The sequence below is a fragment of the Stenotrophomonas aracearum genome (assembly GCF_031834615.1).
Taxonomy (GTDB): Bacteria; Pseudomonadota; Gammaproteobacteria; order Xanthomonadales; family Xanthomonadaceae; genus Stenotrophomonas; species Stenotrophomonas aracearum.
On the sequence record NZ_CP115543.1, the window covers coordinates 2,389,559 to 2,401,814 of the forward strand.

The following is a 12,256-nucleotide window of genomic DNA, read 5'->3' on the forward strand; positions in this document are numbered from 1 at the left end:
TCGCATCCGTCGGGTGCCGCAAGGGTACCCATCCGATCAAGAGTGGTTCACCGCGTTCATCCGTGTCAACAGCGTGTTCAGGTTTTGGGACCCTTTCGTTTGCCTATCGAATCGTTGAAATCCATAGAAATGATTGTCTTGGAGGGATTGCCAATTAACCTTTAAGGTGTATATTCATCCTGACGCGGACGTACGCAATGTCTCATCCGCCCTCCCATCCACCTCTTTATGGCGCGCCCACTGGATCGTTCGTTCGCAGCGATGGTGTGTTCGAAAAGCGAACTCCGGACTACCCCCTGGCGCACGTCCAGCAGTTGGTGAGAAAGCATGGAACCGGCGTCTTTGGATTCAACGCAATGGCCGGTGTGGCTGCGATGCAATTACAGCCACATCAGGCAATTGCCGCGATTCTCGCGCTTCGACCTGTGCACTTTTTCAAATCGATGACCGCCGAGAACGACGCAACGCACACCCTTTGGCAGGACGTCTACCACGGGCCCACGGACAACGGACTGGCGTACATCAAATTCATGCTGTGGGTGCCTCCTGCTGCGTCCAAGTCTGCGGTGCCGCCCTCGCCCAAGCTCGTCATCTCATTCAAGAAGCTATGACCATGACTACCAATCCCGAATACCCCACCCTCGCCCCAGGTCAATGCCCGGCGTGCGGCGCAGCAGGTACATGGGCTGCATTTGCGGGTGGGCTTCCCCTTGCAGTAGGCACACGGGTCATCGAGGTTGCCGACCTCGTCGGCGAGCGCTGCGAACGGTGCGGAGAGGCCTTCCTGGATGATGCAAGCCAGGCACGGTACATGGCGGCGGCTGATGCCCTGGTCTTGCAGGCACGGCTGGAAGCAGGCGCTGAACTACGCCGCGTTCGGCGAAAGCTGCAGCTGAGCCAGCATGAGGCGGCGGAGATCACCGGCGGTGGCCCGAACGCCTTTTCGCGCTATGAAACCGGTAAGGCCCAGCCGGTAGCGGCCGTGTTCAACCTGTTCCACCTGTTGGATCGTCATCCCGACCTGCTGGGGGAGATCCGAGAGGCGGCTGCAAACTTTCAGCCGGTGCTCAAAGTGCCTTTCAGGGGTTCCTGAACCTGCTTGATTGCGTTCGGCGGGTACGAATTTTTACGTGGCGTCCGGCACCCCGACGCCGGTTGAGCCGGGCTCTGCCCGGCTGCTTTTCGTTCCGGAATCATGAACGCCTGTGGGGTCTTGGGCGCTCAGAAAATTCATTAGTAATTCTGCTAAAACACGCTAGCATGTCGGTCTCACCCCTTGACACCGATCCTGCCTACGCTCGCTTCATGTTCAGGTTTCCCGCCCGTCTCCGCTCGCTCCTGCCCTTCCGGGAGGCACGTCCATGGCCGCTGTAAGAGCCTTGGACCAGCTGCTGGAAAGCCGCCAGGTCTGGCGCGGGCAGCCGCGTGCGGCGGTGCCGGAGGTGGCGGCCCACCCGACCGGGCACCCCGCGCTGGACAGCCGGCTGCCTGGCGGCGGCTGGCCGCCTTCGGCCCTGTCCGAGGTGCTGCTGGGCGCGCCCGGCCAGGGCGAGCTGGCATTGGTCTGGCCCACCCTGGCCCGGCTCAGCCAGCTCCAGCAGACCGTGGTGCTGGTCGCCCCGCCACACCTGCCGCACGCACCCGGCTGGGCCGGGGCCGGGCTGGCGCTGGGTCAGTTGCAGGTGGTCCATGCCAATCCGCGCGACGCGCTGTGGGCGGCCGAACAGTGCCTGCGCTCGGCCGCCTGCGCCGCCGTGCTGTGCTGGCCGCAGCAGGCCGACGACCGCGCCCTGCGCCGCCTGCAGGTCGCCGCCGAAACCGGGCAGTGCCTGGGCTTCGCCTTCCGCGACAGCCGCCAGGCGCGCAATCCCTCCCCCGCCCCATTGCGCCTGCAGCTCGACGCCGGCCAGGTGCGGGTCCTCAAATGCCGCGGCGGCATGGCACCGGCGCAGCCGTTGCCGCTGGCCCTGGCCCATTGAGGCGCCGCCATGCAGTGGGCCTGCCTGTTGCTGCCTCAACTGGCGCTGGACGCGGCCCTGCGCCAGCAGCCGGATCCGCGCGCGCCGCTGGTGCTGGTCACCGGCCCGGCGCAGCGCCGGGTGCTGCATGCGGTCAGCCCGGCCGCGCGCCAGCTCGGCCTGCGCCGCGGCATGCTGCTCTCGGCCGCGCAGGTGCTCACCCGCGACATGCTCACCGTGGACTACGACCCACGCGCCGAACAGGACACCCGCCAGCTGCTGGCCAGCTGGCTGTACGGCATCAGCTCGCAGGTCAGCCTGGCCTTCCCGCATGCGCTGGCTTTGGAGATTGGCGCCAGCCGCGCCCTGTTCGGCGACTGGGCGGCGATTGAACAGCGCCTGCGCGACGGACTGAAAGAACTCGGCTTCCGCCACCGGCTGGTGGCCGCACCGAACCCGCACGCAGCCTGGGTGCTGAGCGGCGTGCACGCGCGGCTGGGCGTGGATGCCGACGCGCTGGAACCGGCACTGGCGCAGATTCCGATCGAACGCAGCGGCCTGCCCACCGAGGCGGTCACGGTATTGGCCCGCTCCGGGCTGCGCAGCCTGGGCGCGGCCTTCGCCCTGCCCCGCGACAGCCTGGCCCGGCGCTTCCCGGCCCAGGTGCTGGCCCACCTGGATGCGCTGCGCGGCATCGGCAGCCCGCCGCTGCAGTACTTCCGGCCGCCGGACCGGTTCGATGCGCGCATCGAGTTCGATTACGAGATCGACTCCACCCAGGCCCTGCTGTTCCCGCTGCGCCGGCTCACCGCCGACCTTGCCGCGTTCCTGTGTTCGCGCGATGGCGGCGCGCAGCAGTTCGACCTGTGGTTCGAACACGAACAGCACCCGGACACGCGGCTGACCGTCGGCCTGCTCGCCCCCGAACGCGACGCGGCGATGCTGTTCGAGCTGGCCCGCAATCGCGTCGACCACCTGCGCCTGCCCGCCGGCAGCCGCGGGCTGCGCCTGCAGGCCGAGCACCTGCCGCCGTTCGTGCCGGCCGCGCGCGACCTGTTCGACCCGCGCCCGCAGCAGGCCATGCCGTGGGAACAGCTGCGCGAACGCCTGCGCGCGCGACTCGGCGACGACGCCGTGCAGGGCGTGGCGCTGCGCGCCGAACACCGGCCCGAACGCGCTACCGGCACCCCGGCCCAGGCGGCCAAGGGTCCACCGCCGGTGCTGCCGCTGCGCCCGGGCTGGCTGCTGGCCACCCCGCAGCCGCTGTACGACCCGGACCTGCGCATCCTGTCCGGACCCGAACGCATCGAATCGGGCTGGTGGGACGAAGACGATGTGCGCCGCGACTACTACGTGGTGGAAACCGCGCTCGGCCAGCGCGGCTGGGCCTTCACCGCCGCCGGCGCGCGGCATGGCCCGTTCATGCTGCACGGCTGGTTCGCATGAGCACGGCCCTGCCCGACTATGCCGAACTGCATTGCCTCTCGGCCTTCAGTTTCCAGCGCGGCGCCTCCATCGCCGAGGAGCTGTTCGCGCGCGCGAAGGAACAGGGCTACCGCGCGCTGGCGATCACCGACGAATGTTCGATGGCCGGCATCGTGCGCGCCTGGCAGGCGGCGAAGAAGCACCAGCTGGCGCTGATCACCGGCGCCGAATTCCAGATCGAAGACGGCCCCAAGGTGGTGCTGCTGTGCACCGACCTGGCCGGCTATGCCGGGTTGTGCGAACTGATCACCCGCTGCCGCCGGCGCGCTGCCAAGGGCCAGTACCGCTGCCTGCGCGAAGACTTCGAGGCCCTGCCCGAGGGCCTGCTGTGCCTGTGGCCCTCCCATGCGCCCACCGCCGACGATGCCGCCTGGCTGCACGCGCGTTTCCCGCACCGCACCTGGCTGGCGGTGGAGCTGCACCGTGACGCCGACGACGTGGCGCGGCTGGAAGCGCTGCTGGAATTCGGCTACGCCCACGACCTGCCGCTGGTGGCCAGTGGCGACGTGCACATGCACGTGCGCCGCCGCCGTGCGCTGCAGGACACGCTCACCGCGATCCGCCAGCACTGCACCATCGCCGACGCCGGCTGGCACCTGTTCCCCAATGGCGAACGCCACCTGCGCAGCCGCCAGGCGCTGGCGGCGGTGTACCCGGCCGAACTGCTGGAAGAAACCCTGCGCATCGCCGAGCGCTGCCGCTTCGACCTGGCCCAGCTGCAGTACACCTACCCGCGCGAGCTGGTACCCGAGGGCCACGACCCGGCCAGCTGGCTGCGCGTGCTGGTCGAACAGGGCATGCAGTGGCGCTGGCCCGGCGGTGCCACCGAAGACCAGCGCCGCCAGATCGAACACGAGCTGCGCCTGATCCACCTCAAGCAGTACGAGTCCTACTTCCTGACCGTGCACGACATCGTGCGTTTCGCGCGCAGCCAGCAGATCCTGTGCCAGGGCCGCGGCTCGGCCGCCAATTCCTCGGTGTGCTTCGTGCTGGGCGTGACCGAGATCGACCCCAGCCACATGGAGCTGCTGTTCGAACGCTTCATCTCCGAAGAGCGCGACGAACCGCCGGACATCGACATCGATTTCGAGCACGAACGTCGCGAGGAAGTGCTGCAGTACGTGTTCAACCGCTACGGCCGCGAACGGGCCGCGCTCACCGCCGTGGCGATCAGCTACCGCGGCCGCAGCGCGGTGCGCGACGTCGCCCGCGTGCTCGGCCTGCCGCCGGACCAGGTCAACGAGCTGGCCGCCTGCCTGGACCGCTGGAGCAGCCACGAACCGCTGCCCGACGCGCTGCGCGAGCGCGGTTTCGACCCGGACACGCCGCTGATGCAGCGGCTGGTGGCACTCACCGCCGAACTGGTCGACTTTCCGCGCCATCTTTCCCAGCACCCGGGCGGTTTCGTGATTTCCGAATACCCGCTGTCCAGCCTGGTGCCGGTGGAAAACGCGGCCATGGCCGACCGCACCGTGATCCAGTGGGACAAGGACGACCTCGACGCCACCGGCCTGATGAAGGTCGACTGCCTGGCGCTGGGCATGCTCACCGCCGTGCGCAAATGCCTGGCCATGCTGCACGCGCATGGCGCCCCGGCAATGGGCATGGCCGACATTCCGGCCGACGACACCGCCACCTACGACATGATCTGCCGCGCCGACACGCTGGGCGTGTTCCAGATCGAATCGCGCGCGCAGATGGCGATGCTGCCGCGCATGCAGCCACGCTGTTTCTACGACCTGGTGATCGAAGTGGCGATCGTGCGCCCCGGCCCGATCCAGGGCGACATGGTCCACCCCTACCTCAACCGCCGCAAACGCCTCAAGGAAGAAGGCATCGAAGAAATCGACTACCCACCGGAACTGGAAAAGGTGTTCAAACGCACCCTCGGCGTGCCGCTGTTCCAGGAACAGGTGATGCAGCTGGCGGTGGCTGCGGCCGGTTTCAGCCCCGGCGAGGCCGACGCGTTGAGGCGTTCGATGGCCGCCTGGAAGCGCCATGGCGGGCTGGAGCCGCACCGTGACAAGCTGCTGGCCGGCATGGCGACGCGGGGCTACAGCCGCGACTACGGCGAACGCCTGTTCGAGCAGATCAAGGGCTTTGGCAGCTATGGCTTCCCGGAAAGCCATGCGGCCAGTTTCGCGCTGATCACCTACGTGAGCTGCTGGCTCAAGTGCCATCACCCGACCGCGTTCGCCGCCAGCCTGATCAACAGCCAGCCGCTGGGCTTCTACACGCCCGACCAGATCCTGCAGGACGCGCGCCGCCACGGCGTGCCGGTGCTGCCGGTCGACGTGCGCCACAGCGACTGGGACTGCACGCTGGTGCCGGCTGCGCAGAGCGATGCCCTGCCCGGCATCCGGCTCGGCCTGCGCATGGTCGACGGTTTCAGCGAAGAGGTGGCCATGGCAGTGATGCAGGCGCGTGCCCGTTACCCCTTCGACAGCGTGGCCGACCTCAGCCAGCGCGCCCGGCTGGACCGCCGCCACCAGGGGCTGCTGGCCGACGCCGGCGCACTCAAGGGGCTGAGCGGGCATCGCCATCGCGCGCGCTGGGACGTGTCCGGCGTGGAAAAGCCGCTGCCGTTGTTCGAAGCCGTGCGCGCCACTGCCGAAGCCGAGGTGCCGCTGCCTGCCCCGAGCGCGTTCGAGGACATGCAGGCCGACTACAACAGCACCGGCACCACCCTGGGCCAGCACATGGTCTCGTTCATCCGTGCCGACCTGCAGGCGCGGCGCTGCCAGCGCTCGGACCAGCTGGCCGCGCTGCCGAATGGACGCAGCGTGCGCTTCGCCGGCCTGGTGCGCATGCGCCAGCGCCCGCAGACCGCCAGCGGCGTGACCTTCCTGACCCTGGAAGACGAATGCGGCATGGTCAACGCCGTGGTCTGGCGCAAGACCGCCGACCGCCAGCACCGGGTGCTGGTGGAAGCACGCCTGATGCAGATCGACGGCCGCCTCGAACGCGTCGACGGCGTGCAGCACCTGATCGTGCAGCGCATGCACAACCTGGACGAGCTGATCGACGGCGTGCGCACCCACAGCCGCGACTTCCACTGAACCGACCATCCGGTGCCAACCAACGGTAGAGCGGGGCTCTGCCCCGCTGCTCTGCCCCGCTGCTCTGCCCCGCTGCTCTGTGACCCAATTCACGCCAAACACAGATACAGATTTTTCTGACTGGTGTCGCAATCACCCCATCCGCTATCGTCGCAGCCATCCAAGGATCCGGAACCGGCCATGTCGCGCGCACTCACCCTTACCACGCTGGCCGTGTCCAGCCTCGCCCTGCTGGTCTCCGGCTACACCGCCGTGCGACTGCACCAGAGCCAATCCGCACAGCGGGTCATCACCGCACGCGGACTGATCATCCAGGACGCAGGAGGCCAGGCGCGTGTGATCCTCGGCGCGCCGTTGCCCGACCCGCTCAGCAAGGGCGTCACCCAGGGGCCGCGCGCCTCGCCGCTGTCCGGCGTGGTCCTGCTCGGTGCCGACGGCTCCGAACGCGGCAGCTATGGCACCGCCGATGTCGGCGACGAAGCCTCGCTCACCCTGGACGATGCCAAGGGCACCACCGAGGTGTTCAAGATCACCGCCAACCCGGATCGTGGCGCCACCCTGGTGATCAAGCACCAGAACAGCACCGGCGCCATGCTCACCTCCTGGCAGGGCAAGCCGGAGCTGATCTTCCTCAACGACAACGGCCAGTCGCATTACATCCGCCCGGGCACGGCGGCAGCCCCCTGACCCGTCCGACATGCGAAAATGGCACGACGTTCGTTGAAGGTTCCCGCCCGTGCCCATCGCCGCTCCGTCCTGGCCGCAGGCCACCACCGTTGCCGACTTTCGCCACAACCTGGACGTGGTGCACGCGCGCATTGCCGCCGCCTGCGCCCGCGCCGGGCGCGACCCGCGCAGCGTGCGCCTGCTGCCGGTCAGCAAGACCGTGGATGAAGCGCGCCTGCGCCTGGCGGTTGAAGCTGGCTGCGATACGCTCGGCGAGAACAAGGTGCAGGAAGCCAAGGGCAAGGCCGAAGCGATGGCCGACCTCGGCATCCGCTGGTCGGTGATCGGCCACCTGCAGACCAACAAGGCGCGCGACGTGGCGCGCTTTGCCAGCGAGTTCCAGGCGCTGGACAGCCTGCGCGTGGCGCAGGCGCTGGACCAAAGGCTGGCGCAGGAAAACCGCACGCTGGACGTGTTCGTGCAGGTCAATACCTCCGGCGAGGCGAGCAAGTACGGGCTGGATCCCATCGAGGTGGCCGACTTCGTGCAGCAGTTGCCGGCCTTCAGCCAGCTGCGCGTGCGCGGGTTGATGACGCTGGCGGTGTTTTCCGACAATACGGAGCTGGTGCGTCCGTGCTTCGTGCGCCTGCGTGAGCTGCGCGAGCGGCTGCGCCCGGGGTTGCCGGTCGGGGTCAGCCTGGATGAGTTGTCGATGGGGATGTCGGGGGATTTCGAGATCGCCATCGAGGAAGGGGCGACGGTGGTGCGGGTGGGACAGGCGATTTTTGGGGCGCGGGCTACGCCGGATAGTCAGTATTGGCCCGGGAGTGCGGGGTAAGAGCCGCCATGTGGTTCGCGTGTTCGCGGGCCTGGGCGTGCAGCCAGTCTCGGAAGGCGAGAAAGCCGGGGTGCGTGGAGGAGCGTGGCGGGTAGACCAGCCAGTGCGACCAGCGTGTTTTCAGCCGGTGCGGCGACAAGGCGATCAGCTGGCCGGAATCCAGCAGCAGGCGCGCGCGGGTCATCCGCCCCAGCGCTACGCCGAAGCCATCCAGTGCGGCGCGGTGGTGCGCTTCGGAATCGTTGAGCATCGCAACGAACCGCGCAGGCGCCGCGTCACCCACCAGCGAGAACCAGCGATGCCATTCGCCATCCGGGTCGCCCAGCAGCGGCCACTGCGACAACGGCCGTGCATCCACTCCACCCATGCGCTCGACCAGCGACGGACTGGCCATCGGCACCATCCATTCGTCGAACAGCGGCTCGGCATGCACCCCGCTCCACTGCCCGGCGCCCACCCGCAGTGCGGCGTCGCAGTGCAGCTGGCGTTCGAAATCGGTCAGCCGTTCGCTGGATTCCAGATTGAATTCGATCTGCGGATGCGCGGTCACGAATGAGCCCAGGCGCGGCACCAGCCAGTTGGACGCCATCGACGGCAGCGCGCTCACCGTGAGCACCCGGTCATGCCGCGCGCCGAACGGCTGCAGCGCCTGCGCGATCGCATCCAGGTGCGGCCCCACCTGCTCCAGCAGGCGCTGGCCCTCGGGCGTTGCCTTCACCCCGCGCGGCTGCCGCTGCAGCAGCGCATAGCCCAGCCGCTCCTCCAACTGGCGCATCTGGTGGCTGAGCGCGCTGACCGTGAGGTTCAACGAATCCGCCGCCCGGGTCAGGTTGCCCAGGCGGGCGGCGGTGACGAAGTTCTGCAGTGGCTGGAGCGGAACCCGGGACATGGCGACTTGAATCCAGTTCAAGAAAGGGTTGTGAAACGATCGCTTCTGCGCCGCCCATCCTGCCCGTATCGTCAATTCCACTCAAGTGGAGGACGCCCATGAACATCTACGCCAGCCTGTTGTTCCTGCACGGCCACATCACCGATCCCGACTTGGCCCGCCAGCTTTCCGAGCCCGCGCCGGACACCGACGCTCAAGGCGCCGGCCTGGCCTCCGGCAGCACCCGCGGCCTGCCGTCGTACCAGTCCCGCGCCCCGGCCAGGTGCCAGCTGCGCTTGTCGCCGTCCAGCTCGATGCCGGCACCGAGCAGCCCCCAGCGCAGGTAGAGGTCGCCGCGTCGACTGCCCTGCGGCATGTCCAGCCGCGCGCGCAGCGACAGGCGCTCGTTCTCGGCCTGCAGGTCATCCACCGCGAGGTGCTCGCGCTGCCAGCGCAGCTGCCCGCTGGCCTGCACCTCGCCCGAATCGAGCAGGCCCAGCACCCAGCGTGGGTAGTCCTTGCGCGCGGCGAACACGCCCAGCACCGGCCCAGCGTCGCGCAGCCGCAGTTTGGCGCGCGCATCCACCCGGAACGGTTCGGCCGCCTGGATATGCCCACTGTCCAGGTCGACCTCGCCCCACCAGCCGCCCTTGCCCGCCGTATCGCCGTCGACCTGCACATTGCGCAGGCTCAGCGTCGTGCCGCCGAGGTCGAACTGGCCGGCATCAAAATCAGCGCGCTTCACCTGCGCCTTGACCTGCGCATCGCCACGGATGTTCATGCCCATCACCTGCATGCGCGCACCCGTGCCGCGCAGGTCGGCACGCCCCTGCCCGACCCGTCCGGCGCCATCCAGCGTCACGTCACCGCTGAGCAGCCCGGTGCCGCCGAGCAGGCGCGCGTTGCCGCTGCCCACGTAGCGGTTGTAGGCGGTCAGGTCGGGCACCCGCGCATCGCTGAATTTCAGGTGCGCACGCATGCCCTCGCGCAGTTGCTGCAGGCGGGCGTCACCACGCATCGTCAGCGCCATCGCCTTGCCGTCAAACAGTACCGTCTTCGGCGAATCCGACGGCGCGGCACGGAACTCGGGAATCGCCACCTTCAGTTCCGCCTGCAGCGGTTCACCCTCGACAATCCTTCCCACCGCGCTGGCCTCGCCCTGCATGCGCACCCCAGCCACTTCCGACACCGCCACCACCTTCGGCACGTCCAGTCGGCTGCCCGGCGCCAGCGCACCATCCACGATCTTCAGGTCGCCCTCGAGCAGGCCACCGCCATCCAACCGGAACCACGGCTTGCGCACGAACAGGTCGGCAATCCAGTTCAACGAATCGAACTTCCACGCGCCGCGCACTTCGCCGGACAGGCGCGGCAGCAGCTCCGCCGGCGCCTCGAACGGAATCTTCCGCCCGCGCACGCGCAGGTCGGCGTGCAGCTCGCTGCCGGTCTCCTCGTCGCGCGGCAGGCGCGCCTGCACGCGCATGTCCTGGGCCACGTCCAGCTGCAGCGACAGCAACCCACGGTCCGGCGCATGCACACCGGCATGTACCGGCACCCGCCACACCATCCGGCTGCCGGGCTGCAACATGCCGCGGTCCATCGTCAGGTCCGCGTTGAGCCGCGCCTCGGCCGGCATGCTGCCCACCTTCGCGTGCGCGCCGGCCGTATCGATCGTGATCGCCTGGCTGCGCCCGTCCACCTGCAACTGCGCCCAGGTGATGCCAAACTTGCGCAGGCCCGGCGCTTCATCTCGGTAGTGGCGCGGGTAATGGAAGCGTGCGGCGAGGTGCGCTTCATCGAGCAGCTTGACCCCGTCATAGCTCACCGTGGCCTGCTCGAAACCGGCGGTGGAATCGAACAGCTCCGAAGGTCCACCCTTGGTCTGCTTCTGGAAGCCGACCGTGCCGTGCCCTTGGCCGACGATCAGCAGCTTGCCGAAGCGACCACTGCGGATGCTGTCGCTGTGGATCGCGTCCAACCGGATGTTCCAGCCGCGATCCCCGCGCGGTGGTGGTGGTATCGCCTTCTCCACCCGTGAGATGTCCGATTCCACCCCGGTGGCATTGATGCTGGGAATGCGCACTTCCCGCTTGAACAGGTGCACCAGTGAAATCCATGCGCTCGCGCGGTCGGCACGGAAGACATAGACCGTGTGGTTGGCCTGTCCCCGGATATGGATGTTCCAGACAATCGCATGCCCCGGCATCAGGGTGAGTGCCGGCCCGGTCATCAACGTGAACTTTTCAGGTTTGCGGTTGGTGACCGCATCGAACAACGGCGTGTTGAGGAACACATTCCCCGCCACCAGGTACAGCGCATACAGCACCAGCAGCGCATACAGCGTCACGCGCCACGGCCGGGGCCAGCGCCGGACGCGCTCGGGAATCAAAGCCATGGAAGTCTGCGACGTAACGGAATGACACCGCCACTATCAACAACCGCGCTACGGCACCGCGTGAAGGCGCGGGTTCAACCCACCCGCCGCTCAGGATCCCACGCCATGGGCTGCCACAACTCCAACTTGTTCCCATCCGGGTCCAGGATCCACGCAAACGACCCGTTCTCATGCGTCTCCGGCCCACTGACAATGGTCACATCCGCCTCACGCAGGTTGGCCAGCAACCCTTCCAGATCATCCACCCGATAATTGATCATGAAAGGCGACTCGCTCGGACTGAACCATTTACTCTCCGGCTCCGCCAACGCCCAGACAGTAAGGCCACCATCATTGGCCTTGTCATCCGGCCACCGCAGCACCGCACCGCCGAAATCCTCCAGCTGCATGCCCAGGTGCTGCCGATACCATTCGGCCAGCGCGGCACGGTCGCCACGGCTCTTGAAGAACACCCCGCCAATACCGGTCACCTTCGCCATCTGCCGCACCTTCGCTGACTGTGGTGCGCCGAGCGTACACCGCCCGGCGCCAATGGCAAGGCAGAGGCCTCAGGCATCCGGTTCCGGAAGCTTCGCCACCACCTTGAACTCCACATCGAAGCCGCTCAACCAGGTCACCCCCACGGCGGTCAGGCTCGGATGCGGGGCCTTGCCCCAATATTCGGGGACGATCGCCCAGACCCGGTCCAGGATCTTGTCGGGATCGATCATGAAGACGGTCACGTCGACCACATCATCGAACGTGCAACCCGCCGCCGCCAGCACCCCGTTGAGGTTCTCGAACAGGCGGTGCACCTGCGCCTCCAGCCCCGGCTCCGGCGAACCGTCTTCGCGGCTGCCGACCTGGCCGGACACGAACAGGAAACCATTCGAACGCACGGCGGGGGAATACCGGTAGCGGGCATACAGGTCCTGCCGGCCAGCGGGGAACACAACGTCTCGGGTTGCCATGGAAGTCTCCAGAGGGGCGCAGGGCCCGGTGAGGGAA

Annotated in this window: 11 protein-coding genes; 7 read left to right on the top strand and 4 right to left on the bottom strand. The window is 68.0% G+C overall.

Features of this window, described 5'->3' with window-relative positions:
* The first annotated feature begins 197 nt into the window (after positions 1 to 197).
* The 7 genes from PDM28_RS10860 (at position 198) to PDM28_RS10890 (ending at position 8,006) form a co-directional block, all read left to right on the top strand.
* Positions 198 to 611, top strand: coding sequence for a type II toxin-antitoxin system MqsR family toxin (locus tag PDM28_RS10860; protein WP_311181986.1), 414 nt, complete (start codon positions 198 to 200; stop codon positions 609 to 611).
* Between the two features lie 2 nt (positions 612 to 613).
* Positions 614 to 1,093, top strand: coding sequence for a type II TA system antitoxin MqsA family protein (locus PDM28_RS10865; RefSeq protein WP_311181987.1), 480 nt, complete (start codon positions 614 to 616; stop codon positions 1,091 to 1,093).
* 268 nt (positions 1,094 to 1,361) lie between these two features.
* Positions 1,362 to 1,979, top strand: a complete 618-nt coding sequence (gene imuA, locus PDM28_RS10870) for a translesion DNA synthesis-associated protein ImuA (protein ID WP_311181989.1) — start codon at positions 1,362 to 1,364, stop codon at positions 1,977 to 1,979.
* Between the two features lie 9 nt (positions 1,980 to 1,988).
* Positions 1,989 to 3,404 carry a Y-family DNA polymerase gene (locus PDM28_RS10875; RefSeq protein WP_102944841.1) on the top strand — a complete coding sequence of 472 codons (1,416 nt, stop codon included), beginning with the start codon at positions 1,989 to 1,991 and terminating at the stop codon, positions 3,402 to 3,404.
* On the top strand, positions 3,401 to 6,502 hold the full coding sequence (locus PDM28_RS10880; protein ID WP_311181992.1) for an error-prone DNA polymerase: 3,102 nt from the start codon (positions 3,401 to 3,403) through the stop codon (positions 6,500 to 6,502). Before PDM28_RS10875 ends, PDM28_RS10880 begins: the two co-directional genes overlap by 4 nt.
* 180 nt (positions 6,503 to 6,682) lie before the next feature.
* Positions 6,683 to 7,189, top strand: a complete 507-nt coding sequence (locus PDM28_RS10885; RefSeq protein ID WP_311181994.1) for a hypothetical protein — start codon at positions 6,683 to 6,685, stop codon at positions 7,187 to 7,189.
* Positions 7,190 to 7,238: 49 nt separating this feature from the next.
* A complete protein-coding gene (locus tag PDM28_RS10890) occupies positions 7,239 to 8,006 on the top strand; it encodes a YggS family pyridoxal phosphate-dependent enzyme (protein WP_311181996.1) in 768 nt (255 codons plus the stop codon).
* Here the strand turns inward: PDM28_RS10890 and PDM28_RS10895 are convergent.
* The 4 genes from PDM28_RS10895 to PDM28_RS10910 all read right to left on the bottom strand — a co-directional run bounded on the left by PDM28_RS10895 (position 7,966) and on the right by PDM28_RS10910 (position 12,219).
* On the bottom strand, positions 7,966 to 8,895 hold the full coding sequence (locus PDM28_RS10895; protein WP_311181997.1) for a LysR substrate-binding domain-containing protein: 930 nt from the start codon (positions 8,893 to 8,895) through the stop codon (positions 7,966 to 7,968). The two genes, PDM28_RS10890 and PDM28_RS10895, sit on opposite strands and share 41 nt — an antisense overlap.
* 193 nt (positions 8,896 to 9,088) lie before the next feature.
* The gene (locus PDM28_RS10900) at positions 9,089 to 11,269 is read right to left on the bottom strand and encodes a hypothetical protein (RefSeq protein ID WP_311181998.1); all 2,181 of its coding nucleotides are present in this window, start codon (positions 11,267 to 11,269) and stop codon (positions 9,089 to 9,091) included.
* Positions 11,270 to 11,343: 74 nt separating this feature from the next.
* Complete coding sequence (locus tag PDM28_RS10905; RefSeq protein WP_070209139.1) at positions 11,344 to 11,748, bottom strand: VOC family protein; 405 nt, start codon at positions 11,746 to 11,748, stop codon at positions 11,344 to 11,346.
* 69 nt (positions 11,749 to 11,817) lie between these two features.
* Positions 11,818 to 12,219 carry a RidA family protein gene (locus PDM28_RS10910; RefSeq protein WP_311181999.1) on the bottom strand — a complete coding sequence of 134 codons (402 nt, stop codon included), beginning with the start codon at positions 12,217 to 12,219 and terminating at the stop codon, positions 11,818 to 11,820.
* Positions 12,220 to 12,256: the final 37 nt, after the last annotated feature.

What these genes read in the sequence shown, in the direction of transcription:
- imuA (WP_311181989.1), top strand. Translation starts at nt 1,362, where the DNA reads ATGGCCGCTGTAAGAGCCTTGGACCAGCTGCTGGAAAGCCGCCAGGTC.
- PDM28_RS10910 (WP_311181999.1), bottom strand. Translation starts at nt 12,219, where the DNA reads ATGGCAACCCGAGACGTTGTGTTCCCCGCTGGCCGGCAGGACCTGTAT.
- PDM28_RS10860 (WP_311181986.1), top strand. Translation starts at nt 198, where the DNA reads ATGTCTCATCCGCCCTCCCATCCACCTCTTTATGGCGCGCCCACTGGA.
- PDM28_RS10895 (WP_311181997.1), bottom strand. Translation starts at nt 8,895, where the DNA reads ATGTCCCGGGTTCCGCTCCAGCCACTGCAGAACTTCGTCACCGCCGCC.
- PDM28_RS10905 (WP_070209139.1), bottom strand. Translation starts at nt 11,748, where the DNA reads ATGGCGAAGGTGACCGGTATTGGCGGGGTGTTCTTCAAGAGCCGTGGC.
- PDM28_RS10900 (WP_311181998.1), bottom strand. Translation starts at nt 11,269, where the DNA reads ATGGCTTTGATTCCCGAGCGCGTCCGGCGCTGGCCCCGGCCGTGGCGC.
- PDM28_RS10880 (WP_311181992.1), top strand. Translation starts at nt 3,401, where the DNA reads ATGAGCACGGCCCTGCCCGACTATGCCGAACTGCATTGCCTCTCGGCC.
- PDM28_RS10865 (WP_311181987.1), top strand. Translation starts at nt 614, where the DNA reads ATGACTACCAATCCCGAATACCCCACCCTCGCCCCAGGTCAATGCCCG.
- PDM28_RS10875 (WP_102944841.1), top strand. Translation starts at nt 1,989, where the DNA reads ATGCAGTGGGCCTGCCTGTTGCTGCCTCAACTGGCGCTGGACGCGGCC.
- PDM28_RS10885 (WP_311181994.1), top strand. Translation starts at nt 6,683, where the DNA reads ATGTCGCGCGCACTCACCCTTACCACGCTGGCCGTGTCCAGCCTCGCC.